The organism is Citrifermentans bremense, assembly GCF_014218275.1.
Lineage (GTDB): Bacteria > Desulfobacterota > Desulfuromonadia > Geobacterales > Geobacteraceae > Geomonas > Geomonas pelophila.
In genome coordinates this window covers 970,001-985,131 of sequence record NZ_AP023213.1, presented here as the reverse complement: position 1 = coordinate 985,131, position 15,131 = coordinate 970,001, and the positions used below count along the sequence as shown (strand labels likewise).

The following is a 15,131-nucleotide window of genomic DNA, read 5'->3' as shown; positions in this document are numbered from 1 at the left end:
GGGATAAGCGGCGGCAAGGTGCTTCAGGCGGGGGCTAGCGGGCATTGGGTCCGGTTACGGCGGCAGGTTTTACCAGTACCAACAACAAGAGCATGGCCGCTCCCGACAGCGCGGCTCCGAAGATGAAGGGTGCGACGGCCCCGGAATGCTGCCAGATGAGGCCGAACAGCAGGCTTGCCGGAAGCGCCCCGGCGCCGACGGCGAAGTTGTACCAACCAAAGGCGGCGCCGCGCAGCCTCGCATCCGACATGTCCACGAGATACGCCTTTTCCACCCCTTCGGTAAGGCCGAAGAATAGCCCGTAGAACACGAACAGCAGCCAGACCTGCACCTCGTTGGTGGCAAAACCGAACCCGACGTAGGCAAGCGAGTACACGCACCATCCCGCGACGATCACCCCCTTCCTGCCGATGCGGTCCGACAGCGCACCGAAAGGCATGCTGGACATCATCTTCACCAGGTGAAAAAACGACCACAGGAGCGGTATCCTGTGGGGCGGAACCCCAAGGGTGCCCGCCTTTAAGAGCAAAAAGGCATCGGAAGAGTTGCCGAGGGTGAACAGGAACAGGACCAGCAGGTATCTCCGCAGCGGTCCGGCAGGGAGCAGGGTTAGTTGCAACTGCTCTTTAGGAAGTTCCGCCCTTTCGGCCTCCCTCACCTTCCAGGCGATGAGGAGCACGGCAAGGAGCCCGGGAATTGCGGCAAGCCAGAAGACAGTCCTAAGGTCGGTGACGAAGTAGCTCAACAGAAACGTTGCCACCAGGGGACCGACGAGAGCGCCCGCATGGTCCATGGAGCGATGGAAGCCGTAGGCCTTGCCGCGCAGGGAAGGCTCGACGGAGTCGGCGATGAGCGCGTCCCTTGGCGAGGTGCGTATCCCCTTGCCGATGCGGTCCCCGGTACGGATCAGCAGCACTGTGAAGGCTGAGCCGGCGCTGCCGATCAGCGGGCGCATCAGCGAGGAAAGGGTATACCCGATCAGCACCAGACGCTTGCGGCGCTTGACGCGATCCGAGACGATGCCCGATAGAAGCTTCAAAAGCGACGAGGTGGATTCAGCGATTCCCTCTATGGTGCCGAGAAAAGCCGGTCCCGCCCCCAGCACACCGGTCAGAAACAGCGGCAGCAGCGGGTAAATCATTTCGCTGGAGACATCGGTAAAGAAACTGACCAGCCCCAGTATCAGAACGTTGCCGGTGATGCCTTTGAACATCGCGAACCTCCAAGCCTTCAGTCTAGCCTGTGAAATCGCAGTGACAACTTGATACGGTCAGCCGGAGACATAATTAAAGCGACTCAATTCTATTGACATTTGGAGGCGGATTTATTACCTATCTTGAACTAAATACTTCCTGAAATGACAGAATAACTGGAGGCGCAGGCATGGACAAGAGAACAGGTTTCATCGGGGGCGGGAATATGGCCGAGGCGATCATCAAGGGTCTTCTCGCCGGCGGAGTCCCAGCAGGAGAACTGGCCGTGTCCGAGCCATCTGAACCGCGCAGGAAGCTGCTTGCAGACAGGTACGGGATCAAGGCCATCAACGACAACCAGGCACTGATCCAGATGAGCGACACCATAATCCTCGCCGTAAAGCCGCAGGTAGCGGGCCAGGTGCTGGGATCGGTGGGGGCCGGTTTTGTCGACAAGCTGTTCATCTCCATCATGGCGGGAGTGAAGAGCGCGGCCATCGAGGGCTTGCTTGGGACCGGCGCCCGTGTCGTCAGGGTGATGCCCAATACGCCTGCCCTGGTTCTTAGCGGCGCCTCCGCCCTATCCCGCGGCGACAACGCCACCGAAGACGACTTGATCCTTGCGCGCAGGATCTTCGACCTGGTCGGCACCACCTGCGTGGTCGACGAGAAACTGCTCGATGCCGTCACCGGTGTTTCCGGCAGCGGCCCCGCCTACGTGCTCACCTTCATCGAGGCTTTGAGCGACGCGGGGGTGAAGCACGGGCTGACGCGGGACGTGGCGACGCAACTGGCGACGCAGACCGTGTACGGCACGGCGAAGCTCCTTCTTGAGACCCACGAGCACCCGGCGGTGCTGAAGAGCAACGTGGCTTCCCCGGGTGGTACCACCATTGCCGCCATGCATTCCCTCGACCGGGACGGGTTCCGCGCCGCCACCATCAACGCCGTGGACGTCTGCGTCGCCAGATCGAAGGAACTGGGGCAAAAGTGAAGACAAGATCGACCGTCATAGTGCGGGGGAGAGTCCAGGGCGTCTCCTTTCGTTACCACACGATGCGCGCTGCAACGAGGCACAGGGTCTCGGGGTGGGTGGCTAACCTCTCCGACGGCTCGGTCAAGGCATGCTTCGAGGGGGAGTCGGACGATGTGGAGGCGATGGTTGAGTGGTGTCGGAGAGGGCCCGAACTGGCCCGGGTGGACGAATTGAGCGAGCAGAAGGGTGAGTATTCCGGAGAGTTCACCGGTTTCGAGATAAGAGGTGGCGATGAATAAGATAACTCTACATGGTCTGAAACAGCTGGTTGGAATGGCGGTCCTGATACTGGTGTCGCTGTTGGTGACAACAGCTTTCGCGCAAAGCGATCTGGATCTGGACAAGGCCGTGAAGGTGGGAAGTGGAAATATCATGGTGATCGAGTTTACCGATCCCGACTGTCCCTTCTGCCGTAAAGCCGAGGCGTATTTTCAGAAGAGAAGCGACGTCACCCGCTACATCTTCTTCATGCCCCTGGCCAGGCACCCTGACTCCAAGGGCAAGGTGCAGTACATACTTTCCGCCAGAGATAAGGCAAAAGCGATGCGTGAAGTGACCTCCGACGATTTCGATATGAAGAAGCTGTCTAAGATCACCGCGAAAGGGAAGAAACTACAAAAAGAGCACGAAGAGATCGCCCGCGCCAACAAGATGACCTCCACCCCCACCTTTGTCATCTACGGCAGGGTGGTGGAAGGCTTCGACCTGAAAAGACTGGAGCCGCTGCTGAAATGAGGTAGGGGCTAGGGGGCAGGGGCTAGGGGCTAGAAAAACCAATCCTCAGTCCCGCCTTTGCCTTTGCCTTTGCCTTTGCCTTTGCCTTTGCCTTTGCCTTTGCCTTTGCCTTTGCCTTTGCCTTTGCCTTTGCCTTTGCCTTTGCCTTTGCCTTTCCCTAGCCCCCAGTCCCTAGCCCCGCCTTTTGCCTTTAATCGGCCACCCCTTCTCATACCCTTCCGGATAGAACCTTTCTTTGGTGCGGTTGAAGTAGCCGTACTGGATCTTCGGAAACTCCTTCTTCACCTGCTGCAGCATCCGGTACATGCCGATCCCCCGCTCTTCAACTCCCATCCGCTCGTTATAGAAAGCGGGATCGATGGAGAGGTTCCTCATCTGCAGCATGTCCACGCCGGTCGCTTCGATGAATTTCAGCAGAGCCTCCACCTCGGAAGGGCTGTCGGTCACGCCAGGGGAGACCAGGTAGTTGATCATGGTGAAAAGCCCCTTCTGCTTGGCGGCCTTCACCGACTCGACCACGTCCGCGAAGCGGTACCCCGTTGGACGATAGTAGCCGTTGTAGAATTTCTCCTGGACCGAGTTCATGGAAAAGCGCATCGAGTCCATCCCCGCGTCGCAAAGCATCCTGACCCGCTCCGGCATGGAACCGTTGGAGTTGAAGTTCACCGTCCCGCGCGAACTCCCCGCCTTGAGCCTCCTCGTCGCCTCGGCCACCGTGTCCGCCTGCATGATGGGATCCCCCTCGCACCCCTGCCCGTAGGAGACGATCGGCTCGGGCGCTTCCAGAAGGTGCGGCAGCATCAACTCGACGATCTCCTCCGGCGTAGGCACAAAGGGAATCCGCTCGTGGTTCGAGGGGCAGCAGTCCGAGGGCTGGAGGCTGATGCAGCCAAGGCAGCGGGAATTGCAGACCGGCGAGGTCGGAATCGGCGCCTCCCATCTGCGGAAGAAAAGGTTCTTGGCGGCGAAGCAGTGATAGTCCACGGCACAGCGGGAGAGCTGCTCGATGAGCCTGTTTTTGGGGAACTGCGCCAGCATGCGGCGCACCAGGGGATCGAGCTTTCTATCGTCGTAGTTCTTGGGGAGCCAGTTCTCGTTGTCGTCCACCCGCGTCGCGGCCACCACGAAGCGCTCCGTCTCCTCGTCCCAGCCGACGGCAGTGTAGGACCAAAGCGGCAGGTGCACCTTCTTCTGGCTGTAGTCGCAGGCGGGCAAGAGCGTCCGCATGTACCCCGGCGCCATGAAGGCGGATACGGCCTGAACCGGGATGCTGCGCCTTCCCTCCTTGACGCGGCTCACGGTGACGAAGCTCCCCTGCCGCTCGTCCCAGGCGATCGGGGGGGTATCCGGTATGGTGAAAAGCCGGCTGTCCTCCGGCAGGGGGATCAGTTCCACCGATTCCGGGAGCACCGCTTCGTTGGCGCTCATCCCGGCCATGGTCAGGTACGGGTGATCGTAAATGTTCCCCTGGCCGTCGGCGTAGAGGAGCTTAGGAAGTCGTTTCGTTTTCATATCTATCCCGATGGAAGGTGCGCTGACAGCACCTCCGCCTTAATCTGTTGCAAAGAGGCACAGTAGCAAAAATCGCCTCCCCCGGCAAGAAGAAGGGGAACAAGAGCTTCATCTCGTACTTTCCGTGGCAAATATCTCCAGTATCGGCTACAATCCCCGCCCATGAAGATCCTGCTCTCCACGCTGCACGCAAAGTACGTCCATGCCTCGCTGGCCCTTCCCTATCTCGCCTCAGCCTGCGCCGACCTCCCGGGGATGGAGTTCCGAATCCTCGAGCTCACGGTGAACGAGCAGCAGGACCAACTCCTCGCGAAGCTGTTCGCCGAGGCGCCGGACGTCCTGCTCTTCTCCTGCTACATCTGGAATACCGATCTCACCTTGAAGCTTGCTTCCGACCTGAAGCAGCTTCTTCCCGGCACCTTCATCGTCCTGGGCGGCCCCGAGGTCTCCTACGGATCTTTCGAGATCATGGGGCGCAACGGCGCCGTAGACTGCATCGTGCGTGGAGAGGGAGAGGAGAGCTGCCGGGAGCTCTTGGAGGCCCTAAACGGCGGCATGCCGCTTGAGGATATACCGGGGATCACCTATCGGGATCATGACGAGGTGGTCGCCAACCCGGAGCGCGGAACGATAGCAAAGCTGGACTCCATCCCCTCCCCCTTTGCCTCCGGGCTCGTGGACCTAGGCAAGCCGCTGGTCTACTACGAGACTTCCCGCGGCTGTCCTTTCTCCTGCGCCTTCTGCATGTCCTCCCTGGAGAATGGGGTCCGCTCCTTTTCCATGGAGCGAATCGAAGCAGACCTGCGCCTGCTCATGGATAAGGAGGTCCAGACCGTGAAGCTTGCGGACCGGACCTTCAACTTCGACGCCCAAAGAGCCAACGCCATCTGGCGCTTGATCCTCGCCGAGAACAAGTCCAGCAAGTTTCACTTCGAGATCGCCGCCGAGCTTCTCACCGAGGAAAACCTGGCGCTCCTTGCGGAGGTGCCGGCCGGGATGTTCCGCTTCGAGATCGGCGTGCAGTCAGGTGGCGAAAAGACCCTCGCCAAGGTGCAACGGAAGTCGAGCCTGGACAAGCTGTATCGAAACGTCAGGGCAGTCATAGAGAGGACCAGGGTGACGGTCCACCTGGATCTGGTCGCGGGTCTTCCCGGGGAATCGCTGGAAGGTTTCCTGGAATCCCTGCAGGGGCTTTTCGAGCTGGGGGGAAACCACATCCAGGTCGAGCCGCTCAAGGTTCTGAAGGGGACAGCAATGCGAGGCATCGCCCGCAAGGAAGGGTATGCCTATGCCGAAGCGGCGCCCTACAAGGTGCTGCGAACACCGTGGCTCAGCTTCACCGACATTCGCCGCATAGAGGCCATCAGCCGCCTCCTGGACCTCCTATACAACAGCGGCAGGTTCGCAGCTTCGCTGCGTCAGCTGTGCGCCGGTAAGGAGATGGCACAGGTTTTTGCGGATGCCGCGGAGTTCTTCGAAAGCGAAGGTCTCTTGGCAAACGTGTCGCTGAACCTCTTGTTCGAATCCGTCTGGCGTTTTGGCTGCAGTCGGCTCGCGGGAGAGGAGCTGGAGCTCTTTCGTGACGCCCTCTGCTTCGACCACTGTATGATCGGCTATCCCGGCGGCCAGTGCCCCAGTTTCTTCACAGCCAACGTTGACAAGGGTGAACAGGGAGTACCCGCGGGGCTTGCGGCCAAGTCCGGGGAACGTGTCAGGTATTACCGGCGCCGGTTCGCCCGGGATTATCGCAGCACCCCCTGTGGCGAAGCCGCGGTAGAGTTCACCTTCATCTACCGTTCCGCCCCCGGCGAGGGGTTGAAGGTAGAAACCCTATAGCCCCGTTCCCCGTTCCCCGTTCCCCGTTCCCAGTTCCCAGTTCCCAGTTCCCAGTTCCCAGTTCCCAGTTCCCAGCCCCTAGCCCCTAGCCCCTAGCCCCTAGCCCCCGAAGTTGTCCCCTTGCACTCCCGAACCAGCAGGCGATACTGGATATTTAAAATTTTTCCAATATAAGCCCAAAGGAGTTGCCATGGAGTTCTTCACCGTCTCCTGTCTGCGCAGGGGAAGAGTCTCAGTCGACGGGCTGTACCAGGGGGAAAACAAAACCGGCGAGACACTGAAAGTTTTCCAGTGCCGCGCCGGCCTGCATGACGTCTCTTTGGAATGTAGAATCGGGCAGAGATGCCGGGAGATGACCCAGCGTGTGCTGATATCGGGCACCAACGCCATCGTCCCGCTGGTCATCGCCTTCGTCTGTGAGGTCAGGAACGGATCGGACCATGAATCCCGTTAGATTCTCACTGGGCGGTCTTCAAAATCTCCAACAGGAAGTTCCAGAACTTTGCCACGCTGTCGATGTAGACCTTCTCCTCCGGAGAGTGCACTTTTTCCATGTTGGGCCCCAGCGAAACCATGTCCATTCCAGGAATCCGCTCCCCGATGATGCCGCATTCCAGGCCGGCGTGGATGGCCTTAACTTCCGCGTCCCGGCCGTAGAGCGCCCGGTAACTATCCTGTGCCAGTTTCAGGATCGCCGAGTCGACGTTCGGCTGCCATCCCGGATACCCCTCGCTCACCTCCACCATCGCGCCGCCCAACTCGAATATAGACTCGACGCTCTCGACCACTTCCCTCAACCGTGAGGCAGAGGAACTGCGCTGGCTGGTGACCAGGGTGACGCCGCCCTCGCTGGTGCTGATCACGCTGACATTGGTGGAGGTTTCCACCAGCCCAGTGATGTCGTGGCTCATGCGCTGAACGCCGCTGGGGAGCGCGGAGACGGCCTTGAGGAGCTTCTCCTGCACCGCCGCCCCGATGACCTTCGCCCCCCCCAGATCTTCACGGCTTATGGTCAGCTTGACGCCCGGGTCGATCGTCCCCAGTTCCTTCCTGAATACCAGGTCCAGTTCCGACACCAGCGCCTCGGCCTGCGCCAAATTCGCTGCAGGCAGATAGAGCTTCGCCGCTGCCTCGCGGGGAATGGCGTTGCGCATGTTCCCCCCGTTCATAGCAACGACCCTAGCCCCCATTTCGGAGAGCCCGCAGAGCGCGCGGTTCAACAGCTTGATGGCGTTTCCCAGCCCCTTGTCTATCTCCAATCCGGAATGTCCGCCTCTTAGCCCCTTCACGGCGACAGCCAGCGCAACGGCATCCGCCGGTGCCGCCTCCGCGTCAAAACTCCAGCATCCCACCGTATCCTTGCCCCCCGCGCACCCGATGTAGAGGGCCCCTTCTTCCTCCGAGTCCAGGTTGAGGAGGGTCCTGCTACGCACCAGGGCAGGGCTCAGGTTCTTGGCGCCGGTCAGTCCCGTCTCTTCCTCCACCGTGAACAGGAATTCCAGCGGCCCGTGCCGCAGGGAACCCTCTTCCATGAGCGCGAGGGAGGCGGCAACACCGACCCCGTTATCAGCGCCCAGCGTGGTGCCGTTTGCCGTTATCACCTGATCCCTGCGTACCAGTTCGATCGGGTCGTTCAGGAAGTCGTGCACCTTGTCCGCATTCTTCTCGCACACCATGTCGAGGTGGGACTGCAGGCAGATGCCGGCGACCTTCTCCTTGCCCGGCGAGGCGGGTTTCCTCACCACGATGTTGCCGCAGTCATCCTGCACCGCTTCGAGACCCAGTTTCCTGGCCCGGTCCAGGATGAAGGCACCTATTCTTGCCTCGTGACCTGACGGCCTCGGGATCCTCGCTATTTCTGCGAAACAGCGCCAGAAGGATTCGGGTTCCAACCCACGGATTGCATCAGACATTTGATCTCCAGTTCTCGGTGGCAGTCCCGCGCAAGCGGTTAAAACAAATCCCCCGCAAGCCTCTACAGGGGATCTTTGAAGCTCAATCAAAACGGATAGCCGAAAGCTAGTATTTCTGGGCCCTCGCCTTTGCCTGGCTGAATGCCGAGGTCGAATCGGGCAGGTAGGTCTTGGGCGGCAGGGTGGATATCTCCCCCTGGATCGCCTTTATCCTCTCCACCGTCTCCGGGTGCGACGAAAAGAAACGCGCTATGCTGCCTGGATTGCTCTCACCCGTCGCGGCCAGCTTCTTGAAGAAGGTCACCATCCCCTGCGGGTTGTACCCGGCCTTGTACATGGTCTCGACGCCCAGGTAGTCAGCCTGGCTCTCCATCTCGCGGCTGTAGTACATGGTCCCGGCCTTCCCGAACATGTCTGCGGCCAGCTTGGAGAGCTCACCCTGGCTCCCCCCCAACAGCAGGCTCGTGACGAGCTGATAACCGTACTGCTGCGTCATCTGCCGGGTCGAATGCCTGGCGACCACGTGGTTTATCTCGTGCGCGATGACGGCTGCCAGCTCGGTTTCGCTTCCCGCGGCCTTGATGAGCCCTGTGTTGACATAGGTGTGCCCCCCGGGGATGGCAAAGGCGTTGATGGTCTCATCCTGCACCACCTGGAAGGTGTACGGGAATTCCACCGTCCTCACCCCAGTCAGCAGCTTCTTCCCCACGCCCTCGATGTAGCTCTGCAGTTGCGGGTCGTTTACCACCTTGTGCTGTTTTTCAATCTCGACAGCGAATTTGTCACCCAGCTGCTTCTCTTCCTCAACAGAAACGAGGTTGAAGCCGCCCACTGACGACTTGTTGACTGCACAACCTGACATGAGTGGAATTGTGACAAGCATGGAGAGAAGGAACGACTTAAGGAATTTCATCTGGTTACCTCGCTTCTTAAAATTGATATGGAGCACCCTGTGTCAGCGTTGGTAGGCATCTCGCCACTCAACTGCTCCCAGGTTAATGTCACTGAGAAAGGTGTAGACGAGGCTCAATGTGCCTTCGGACCGGTACCGCGACGGTATATTAGCATAGTTTGTGTCCCGGATCGACTCGGAATAGTGCAGCCCCACGGCGTGGTGACCATATATCCTTACGGTCAACGCAGCCGCCCCCCTGAAAACGAATTCGGACCCTTTCAATTTGTCAGGGCCCAGCGCGCTTACATAGTACCCCCGGCTGCTTACATCTAGGATCGTCTTGTCCCCAAGCAGCACGCCCAAAGCGAGGAGTCCTTGGGGAGTGGCGCCGAAGTGATAACCCCTTTCCTCGGCGACGTCTGTCTCTAGGCCGGTGGCCCCGAAACCGACCCCGCCCATGACCGTACCCTGGACGGCAATGCCGGGAGCGGCCCAATACTGCCCCGTCGTTCCTAGTGAAAGCGCAGTGCTGGAAACGCGAAACAGGTAGGGCGAAATGTAGTCATAGCTTCCGTACAGCCCCCAGATACCGCGGTAGTCTTCCCCTACGTGGTAATCGGTCCCTTTGAGCAGTCCCCTGATGGTGAGCGACTCGACCAGGTTGTGGGTTCTGGCGCGGGTGGAGATCTGGAAATCGAAATAGTCAAGCGGACGGTTGTAGCTGTACCCTGGTTTGCCGGGAAGTCCATACGCCATGGCGAACTCGGCAATGGCGTTGCCGTCCCGGCTCGACGGCTGGACGACTGGGCTCAGGTTGTGGGAGTGCACGTTGGCGCTTCCCCCAGCCATGCAGCGCCAGAGAGTCGCCGGCTGGTGATTCGGGTAGACCTCCTTGAACCTTTCCCCGAAGGCAAGACGGTTGAAAGCGGTGGGAGGCGATATTGCTGCCGCTGCGAGTTGGTGTCCCAGCGCGGGATTCGGGCCGGCGTCCTCCAGCACCAGTCCTGCCATGCGGAAGAGCGCCTCGCCCAGAAGACTACCTGCGTTGCCTGTGGTGATCTGGTCGTTTATGGATGGACGCGACGTTTCCCCTGCCATTTCCCAGAGAAAGCTCCCGACGTTGCTGTACACAAGCGACTGCCAGAAGTTAAGTCCAGACGAGCGTGCCAGCCCGTACATAGTGGCGCCCTCGTAAGGGTGCCCGAACTGGTTTACCTTGAATGAGTCCTGGTCGAAGGTCCAGTTCTGCCGGTGCAGGTGCTCCCAGATGGTGGAGAGGTTGGTGGAGTATACCTTTTTGCCGTCCTTCTCCTTGTCGTTGAGAACCAACCGGTCGAAGCCATTCAAGAGCACGATGAAACCCGGTATCTCGAGTGCCGGGACAAGGTAGCTCTTTCCCTCTCCGGTCTCCCAGGACAAAACCGTCTTCAACTGCCCCTTGGGCTCGGACGGATCCGGCCCTTGCAACTGCGCCAACACCGTTCGAGATTCGAACTGAGGTTCTCGCCAAAGAAACAGCGAACTCCCCTGCTGGGTGCTTGGGTTGGTGTTGCTGTTGCGGATACTATCTTGGCGTACCTGCACTGCAGCGTCTGTGACATCGCCAGTAGTAGCGCCTACCGTTGCAGGGAGATATGACAACAGTATCAGCACTGCCGCGGCAAGAAAAGTCGCTATGTCCTTTCGGCGCGGGTCCTTCATAACGCCCTCACTTACGACATTGACTAATGCGCTCTGCTGCTAGATAGCTTATTTTTGGCGGGAATCCAGAAAGAATGGAATTTGTGATTGTGGGGCCAGCAACATTGGCCTGTAATAATCTACAAGATGAGACTTCATTGTCAAGGCGCACCAAGAAGGCGAAGAGTCGCGTGGGAGGGAGCAGCAAAAGAGTGTCCCACCCAGCGGATGCAGACGCTAAAAAGCCCCGCCGGATCTCTCTGGCGGGGCTTTCAATTCGCTGAGACAGCCGCAGGTACTACAACTTCCTGAAGCTCTCCATTTCGCGGTGCATGTCGTTGATCAGGTTGCTGATGGTCTCGATCTCACCGAGCATCGTTTTTGCTTCTTCAGCGGTGCCTTCTATCAACTGGTCCACCTCGGCTACATCGTTGCGCAGCATTTCCCCGATGGCAATCTGCTCCATGCAGGTCTCCTTCAACCTTTTGACCTTGTCGTTGTCATCCTGGACACTCTTCAGGTATAGGCGGTTGCCTCGTGCCTGCTCGTCTGTTGAGTGGGTGATCTTTTCGGACAAGCTGCGCATCCGGTCCAGGCTGCGGACGATGAGCTGTGCTCCGGTCTCCTCCTCCTGGATGGCCCGCCTGAACTGCTTCACGCGAGACAGGTTCTTCTCGGCTTCTTCGGTTATCAACCTGCTTCCGGACGCCTGCTCGTCGGTGGCTGCGGCGATCTGCTGGACCATCCTGGAAGCCTCCGCCGCACTTTCTTCTATCCGGTGCAAGGCTGCATCAGCCTTTTCTGAGACCTTCACCCCTTCGGCGACCTTTTCCTTGCCAAGCCTGGCCGCGGTTTCTGCCGCAACTGTTTCTTTCTGTATGTTGCCTACCAACTCCTCTATTTCATCAGTAGATGCAGAAGTTCTCTTTGCGAGGGCGCGGACCTCTTCAGCGACGACGGCAAACGCCTTGCCGCGGTCGCCAGCCTGCGCTGCGATAATGGATGCGTTCAGGGAGAGAAGGTTCGTCTGCGTGACCACTTCCTTTATCACCTCCAGGAATTCTCCCACCCGCAAGGAATGCGAAGAAAGCCTGTTTATTGCATTGACGGACCGGTCGCTGTGATCCTCAATCTCGCCCATCGCAGCGAGAGTCGCAGCCATCGCCTCCATGCCTTCAACTGCCTGGACCCGAACCTTATCCGAGCAGTCAAAAGTGCGACGAGCCTTGTCGCGAATATCCGTGATGGAACTGCCAATGGCGTTGATGGAGTTAAAGGTCTGCTCCGTTGACGCGGTGAGCGCCTCGATGTTGGTCGAGGTCCCTTTGATGCTGGTCGCCATCTCCTCGATAGAAGCAGAGGTTTCCATGACGGATGCGGAATACTCCTGGATGCTGAGGGCAATGGCGTCGGTGGCGGCGCTCATTTCGGTCGATATGGAAGCACGCTCATCAGTTCGTGAAGCGATGTCCTTGATTTCGCGAAGCAGGTCCTTGAAGAAAGCATTCATGTCATCAACGGCCCTGATTGTCTCCTTCTCTTTGGCGGCCTGCTGCACGTTGTTATGCACTGTCCTGCTGAAATCAGAGCTAAGCCGTGCCTGCCTGGCAGATATGTCGGCGGCCAGCCGCGAGACATTTTCCACCATGACCAGCACCCTGTTCATCAGGGCCTCGTTGCAATCCATGAGCTGCGTGAGCTCGTCACCCTTGTCAAGTGTTACCTTAGTGGAGGCCTCGTTGGTGATTCTGCCAAGGATTTGCAGCTGATGCTCGACATAGAGCCTGAGTGCTTCTTTGATTATGTGGTAGCAAAAGCTGCCCACGATGAAACCGGCGGCAATGCAGCCAAAGACGTACAACGGCGCGAACGCCTGGCGACCAAAGAAGAACCACGAATAGAATGGGAATACGATCCCCATCAGAAGGCCGAAGCAGACCATGAAGATATGGGTGCTGCGCAAAGAAGAGAGGTATTTTCTGAAGAACATAGATTGCCCCGGATGCATGCAAATATTGCGATTGTTACATCATAAGTTGGCCTGTGTCAATGTAATCCCTCTATCTGAGCCAGCTGGGTCTATGACAGTCAGCACAGATTCCTGAACGCGAAAAGCCCCGCCAGGTATTCCTGACGGGGCTTCTCTATTAAATTCCCTGCGGCGACCTACTCTCCCACACCGTTACCAGTGCAGTACCATCGGCCCAGAGAGGCTTAACTTCCGTGTTCGGGATGGGAACGGGTGTGACCCTCTCGGCATAGCCACAGAGAAACTCTTAGCTCGAACCTTTACGGCTCTCGCAATATATTTCTCAACAATCGCATTTTCGTGTTTTTGTAGGTTTTACGCATCAGCAGTTTATGATCGGGGGGTGGGAGACCCACCCCCCTCTCCAAGAATTTTTTATGGTCAAGCCTCACGGCCGATTAGTACCGGTAAGCTGAATGCATTACTGCACTTACACACCCGGCCTATCAACGTTGTGGTCTACAACGGGCCTTTAGGGGATTGCTCCCAGGGATACCTAATCTTGAAGGAGGCTTCCCGCTTAGATGCTTTCAGCGGTTATCCTTTCCGTACATAGCTACCCAGCGACTGCTCCTGGCGGAACAACTGGAACACCAGAGGTACGTTCAACCCGGTCCTCTCGTACTAAGGTCAACTCTTCTCAAGTATCCTACGCCCACAGAAGATAGGGACCAAACTGTCTCACGACGTTTTAAACCCAGCTCGCGTACCGCTTTAATTGGCGAACAGCCAAACCCTTGGGACCTACTTCAGCCCCAGGATGCGATGAGCCGACATCGAGGTGCCAAACCTCCCCGTCGATGTGAACTCTTGGGGGAGATCAGCCTGTTATCCCCGGCGTACCTTTTATCCGTTGAGCGACGGCCCTTCCATACAGAACCGCCGGATCACTAAGACCTACTTTCGTACCTGCTCGACTTGTTGGTCTCGCAGTCAAGCTCCCTTATGCCTTTACACTCTACGGCTGGTTTCCAATCAGCCTGAGGGAACCTTCGCGCGCCTCCGTTACTCTTTGGGAGGCGACCGCCCCAGTCAAACTACCCATCAGACAGTGTCCCCGACCCGGATGACGGGCCTGGGTTAGACATCCAAACAAACCAGGGTGGTATTTCAAGGATGACTCCACCGAGACTGGCGTCCCAGCTTCAAAGTCTCCCACCTATCCTACACAAGCTTATTCGAATGTCACTGTCAAACTGTAGTAAAGGTGCACGGGGTCTTTCCGTCTTTCTGCGGGTACTCGGCATCTTCACCGAGAATTCAATTTCGCTGAGCCACTGGTTGAGACAGCGCGGAAATCGTTACGCCATTCGTGCAGGTCGGAACTTACCCGACAAGGAATTTCGCTACCTTAGGACCGTTATAGTTACGGCCGCCGTTTACCGGGGCTTCGGTTCAAAGCTTCACCTTGCGGCTAACAAATCCCCTTAACCTTCCGGCACCGGGCAGGCGTCAGACCCTATACGTCGTCTTGCGACTTTGCAGAGTCCTATGTTTTTAGTAAACAGTCGCTACCGCCATTTCTCTGCGACCCCCCCGGGCTAGGAGAGCAAGTCTCTTCACCTAAAGGGGCATACCTTCTCCCGAAGTTACGGTATCATTTTGCCGAGTTCCTTAACCAGTGTTCTCTCAAGCACCTTAGGACATTTATCCTCACCCACCTGAGTCGGTTTACGGTACGGTCACCTGCTGTCTGAAGCTTAGAGGCTTTTCTTGGAAGCATGGGATCAACGACTTTATGGGGATACCCCCTCGTCATCAGCTCTCAGCGTTAACAGAGAAAGGGATTTGCCTCCTTCTCCCGCCTACGACCTTAAACCAGGACAACCAGCGCCTGGATCGTCTACCCTACTCCGTCCCCCCATCGCAACAACAGGTGGTACGGGAATATTAACCCGTTTCCCATCAACTACGCCTTTCGGCCTCGCCTTAGGGACCGACTAACCCTACGCAGATTACCTTTACGTAGGAAACCTTGGGTTTTCGGTGACAAGGTTTCTCACCTTGTTTTTCGCTACTCATGTCAGCATAATCTCTTGTGATACCTCCAGCCGTCCTCACGGTCGACCTTCGCAGGCTTACACAATGCTCCCCTACCACTGGATCCTTAAGGATCCAATCCGCAGCTTCGGTACTACGCTTAGCCCCGTTACATTTTCCGCGCAGACCCACTCGACCAGTGAGCTATTACGCTTTCTTTAAAGGGTGGCTGCTTCTAAGCCAACCTCCTGGTTGTCTGGGCATTTCCACATCGTTTTCCACTTAGCGTAGATTTTGGGACCTTAGCTGGCGGTCTGGGCTC

At 58.0% G+C, this 15,131-nt stretch carries 11 protein-coding genes and 2 rRNA genes (1 of these 13 cut by a window edge); 5 read left to right on the top strand and 8 right to left on the bottom strand.

The features are described 5' to 3' along the window. Positions 1–34: 34 nt before the first annotated feature. Positions 35–1,213, bottom strand: a complete 1,179-nt coding sequence (locus GEOBRER4_RS04225; protein WP_185244357.1) for an MFS transporter — start codon at positions 1,211–1,213, stop codon at positions 35–37. Between the two features lie 170 nt (positions 1,214–1,383). On the opposite strand from GEOBRER4_RS04225, the gene proC reads away from it, so the two are divergent. Genes proC through GEOBRER4_RS04210 form a run of 3 tightly spaced genes read left to right on the top strand, consistent with a single transcriptional unit; the run spans position 1,384 to position 2,964 of the window. Further along, the gene (gene proC / locus GEOBRER4_RS04220) at positions 1,384–2,187 is read left to right on the top strand and encodes a pyrroline-5-carboxylate reductase (protein ID WP_185244356.1); all 804 of its coding nucleotides are present in this window, start codon (positions 1,384–1,386) and stop codon (positions 2,185–2,187) included. Continuing rightward, a complete protein-coding gene (locus tag GEOBRER4_RS04215) occupies positions 2,184–2,468 on the top strand; it encodes an acylphosphatase (RefSeq protein ID WP_185244355.1) in 285 nt (94 codons plus the stop codon). Before proC ends, GEOBRER4_RS04215 begins: the two co-directional genes overlap by 4 nt. Further along, on the top strand, positions 2,461–2,964 hold the full coding sequence (locus GEOBRER4_RS04210; RefSeq protein ID WP_085813696.1) for a DsbC family protein: 504 nt from the start codon (positions 2,461–2,463) through the stop codon (positions 2,962–2,964). Before GEOBRER4_RS04215 ends, GEOBRER4_RS04210 begins: the two co-directional genes overlap by 8 nt. A gap of 171 nt (positions 2,965–3,135) precedes the next feature. Here GEOBRER4_RS04210 and GEOBRER4_RS04205 read toward each other — a convergent pair whose 3' ends face one another. Next, positions 3,136–4,476: a radical SAM protein gene (locus GEOBRER4_RS04205; protein ID WP_185244354.1), complete on the bottom strand. Its 1,341-nt coding sequence runs from the start codon at positions 4,474–4,476 to the stop codon at positions 3,136–3,138. 162 nt (positions 4,477–4,638) lie between these two features. On the opposite strand from GEOBRER4_RS04205, the gene GEOBRER4_RS04200 reads away from it, so the two are divergent. After that, positions 4,639–6,312: a B12-binding domain-containing radical SAM protein gene (locus tag GEOBRER4_RS04200; protein ID WP_185244353.1), complete on the top strand. Its 1,674-nt coding sequence runs from the start codon at positions 4,639–4,641 to the stop codon at positions 6,310–6,312. 190 nt (positions 6,313–6,502) lie between these two features. Beyond that, complete coding sequence (locus GEOBRER4_RS04195; protein WP_185244352.1) at positions 6,503–6,766, top strand: hypothetical protein; 264 nt, start codon at positions 6,503–6,505, stop codon at positions 6,764–6,766. Between the two features lie 4 nt (positions 6,767–6,770). On the opposite strand, the gene GEOBRER4_RS04190 is transcribed toward GEOBRER4_RS04195, so the two are convergent. The 6 genes from GEOBRER4_RS04190 to GEOBRER4_RS04165 form a co-directional block, all read right to left on the bottom strand. Next, positions 6,771–8,225 (bottom strand): aminoacyl-histidine dipeptidase, encoded by a 1,455-nt coding sequence (locus GEOBRER4_RS04190; protein WP_185244351.1) that lies wholly within the window; start codon positions 8,223–8,225, stop codon positions 6,771–6,773. A 106-nt stretch (positions 8,226–8,331) separates the two neighbouring features. After that, complete coding sequence (locus GEOBRER4_RS04185; RefSeq protein WP_185244350.1) at positions 8,332–9,138, bottom strand: M48 family metallopeptidase; 807 nt, start codon at positions 9,136–9,138, stop codon at positions 8,332–8,334. A 42-nt stretch (positions 9,139–9,180) separates the two neighbouring features. Continuing rightward, entirely contained in the window at positions 9,181–10,551 is a 1,371-nt protein-coding gene (locus tag GEOBRER4_RS04180; RefSeq protein ID WP_226377882.1) for a DUF3943 domain-containing protein, read from the bottom strand. Between the two features lie 547 nt (positions 10,552–11,098). After that, positions 11,099–12,790: a methyl-accepting chemotaxis protein gene (locus GEOBRER4_RS04175; RefSeq protein ID WP_185244348.1), complete on the bottom strand. Its 1,692-nt coding sequence runs from the start codon at positions 12,788–12,790 to the stop codon at positions 11,099–11,101. Positions 12,791–12,953: 163 nt separating this feature from the next. After that, positions 12,954–13,070: ribosomal RNA gene (gene rrf / locus GEOBRER4_RS04170) — 5S ribosomal RNA — on the bottom strand. 136 nt (positions 13,071–13,206) lie between these two features. Further along, a 23S ribosomal RNA gene (locus GEOBRER4_RS04165) occupies positions 13,207–15,131 on the bottom strand; it runs 1,032 nt beyond the window's last position.

Coding starts and splice junctions, on each gene's coding strand:
- GEOBRER4_RS04225 (WP_185244357.1), bottom strand. CDS start 1,213: ATGTTCAAAGGCATCACCGGCAACGTTCTGATACTGGGGCTGGTCAGT.
- proC (WP_185244356.1), top strand. CDS start 1,384: ATGGACAAGAGAACAGGTTTCATCGGGGGCGGGAATATGGCCGAGGCG.
- GEOBRER4_RS04210 (WP_085813696.1), top strand. CDS start 2,461: ATGAATAAGATAACTCTACATGGTCTGAAACAGCTGGTTGGAATGGCG.
- GEOBRER4_RS04205 (WP_185244354.1), bottom strand. CDS start 4,476: ATGAAAACGAAACGACTTCCTAAGCTCCTCTACGCCGACGGCCAGGGG.
- GEOBRER4_RS04200 (WP_185244353.1), top strand. CDS start 4,639: ATGAAGATCCTGCTCTCCACGCTGCACGCAAAGTACGTCCATGCCTCG.
- GEOBRER4_RS04195 (WP_185244352.1), top strand. CDS start 6,503: ATGGAGTTCTTCACCGTCTCCTGTCTGCGCAGGGGAAGAGTCTCAGTC.
- GEOBRER4_RS04190 (WP_185244351.1), bottom strand. CDS start 8,225: ATGTCTGATGCAATCCGTGGGTTGGAACCCGAATCCTTCTGGCGCTGT.
- GEOBRER4_RS04185 (WP_185244350.1), bottom strand. CDS start 9,138: ATGAAATTCCTTAAGTCGTTCCTTCTCTCCATGCTTGTCACAATTCCA.
- GEOBRER4_RS04175 (WP_185244348.1), bottom strand. CDS start 12,790: ATGTTCTTCAGAAAATACCTCTCTTCTTTGCGCAGCACCCATATCTTC.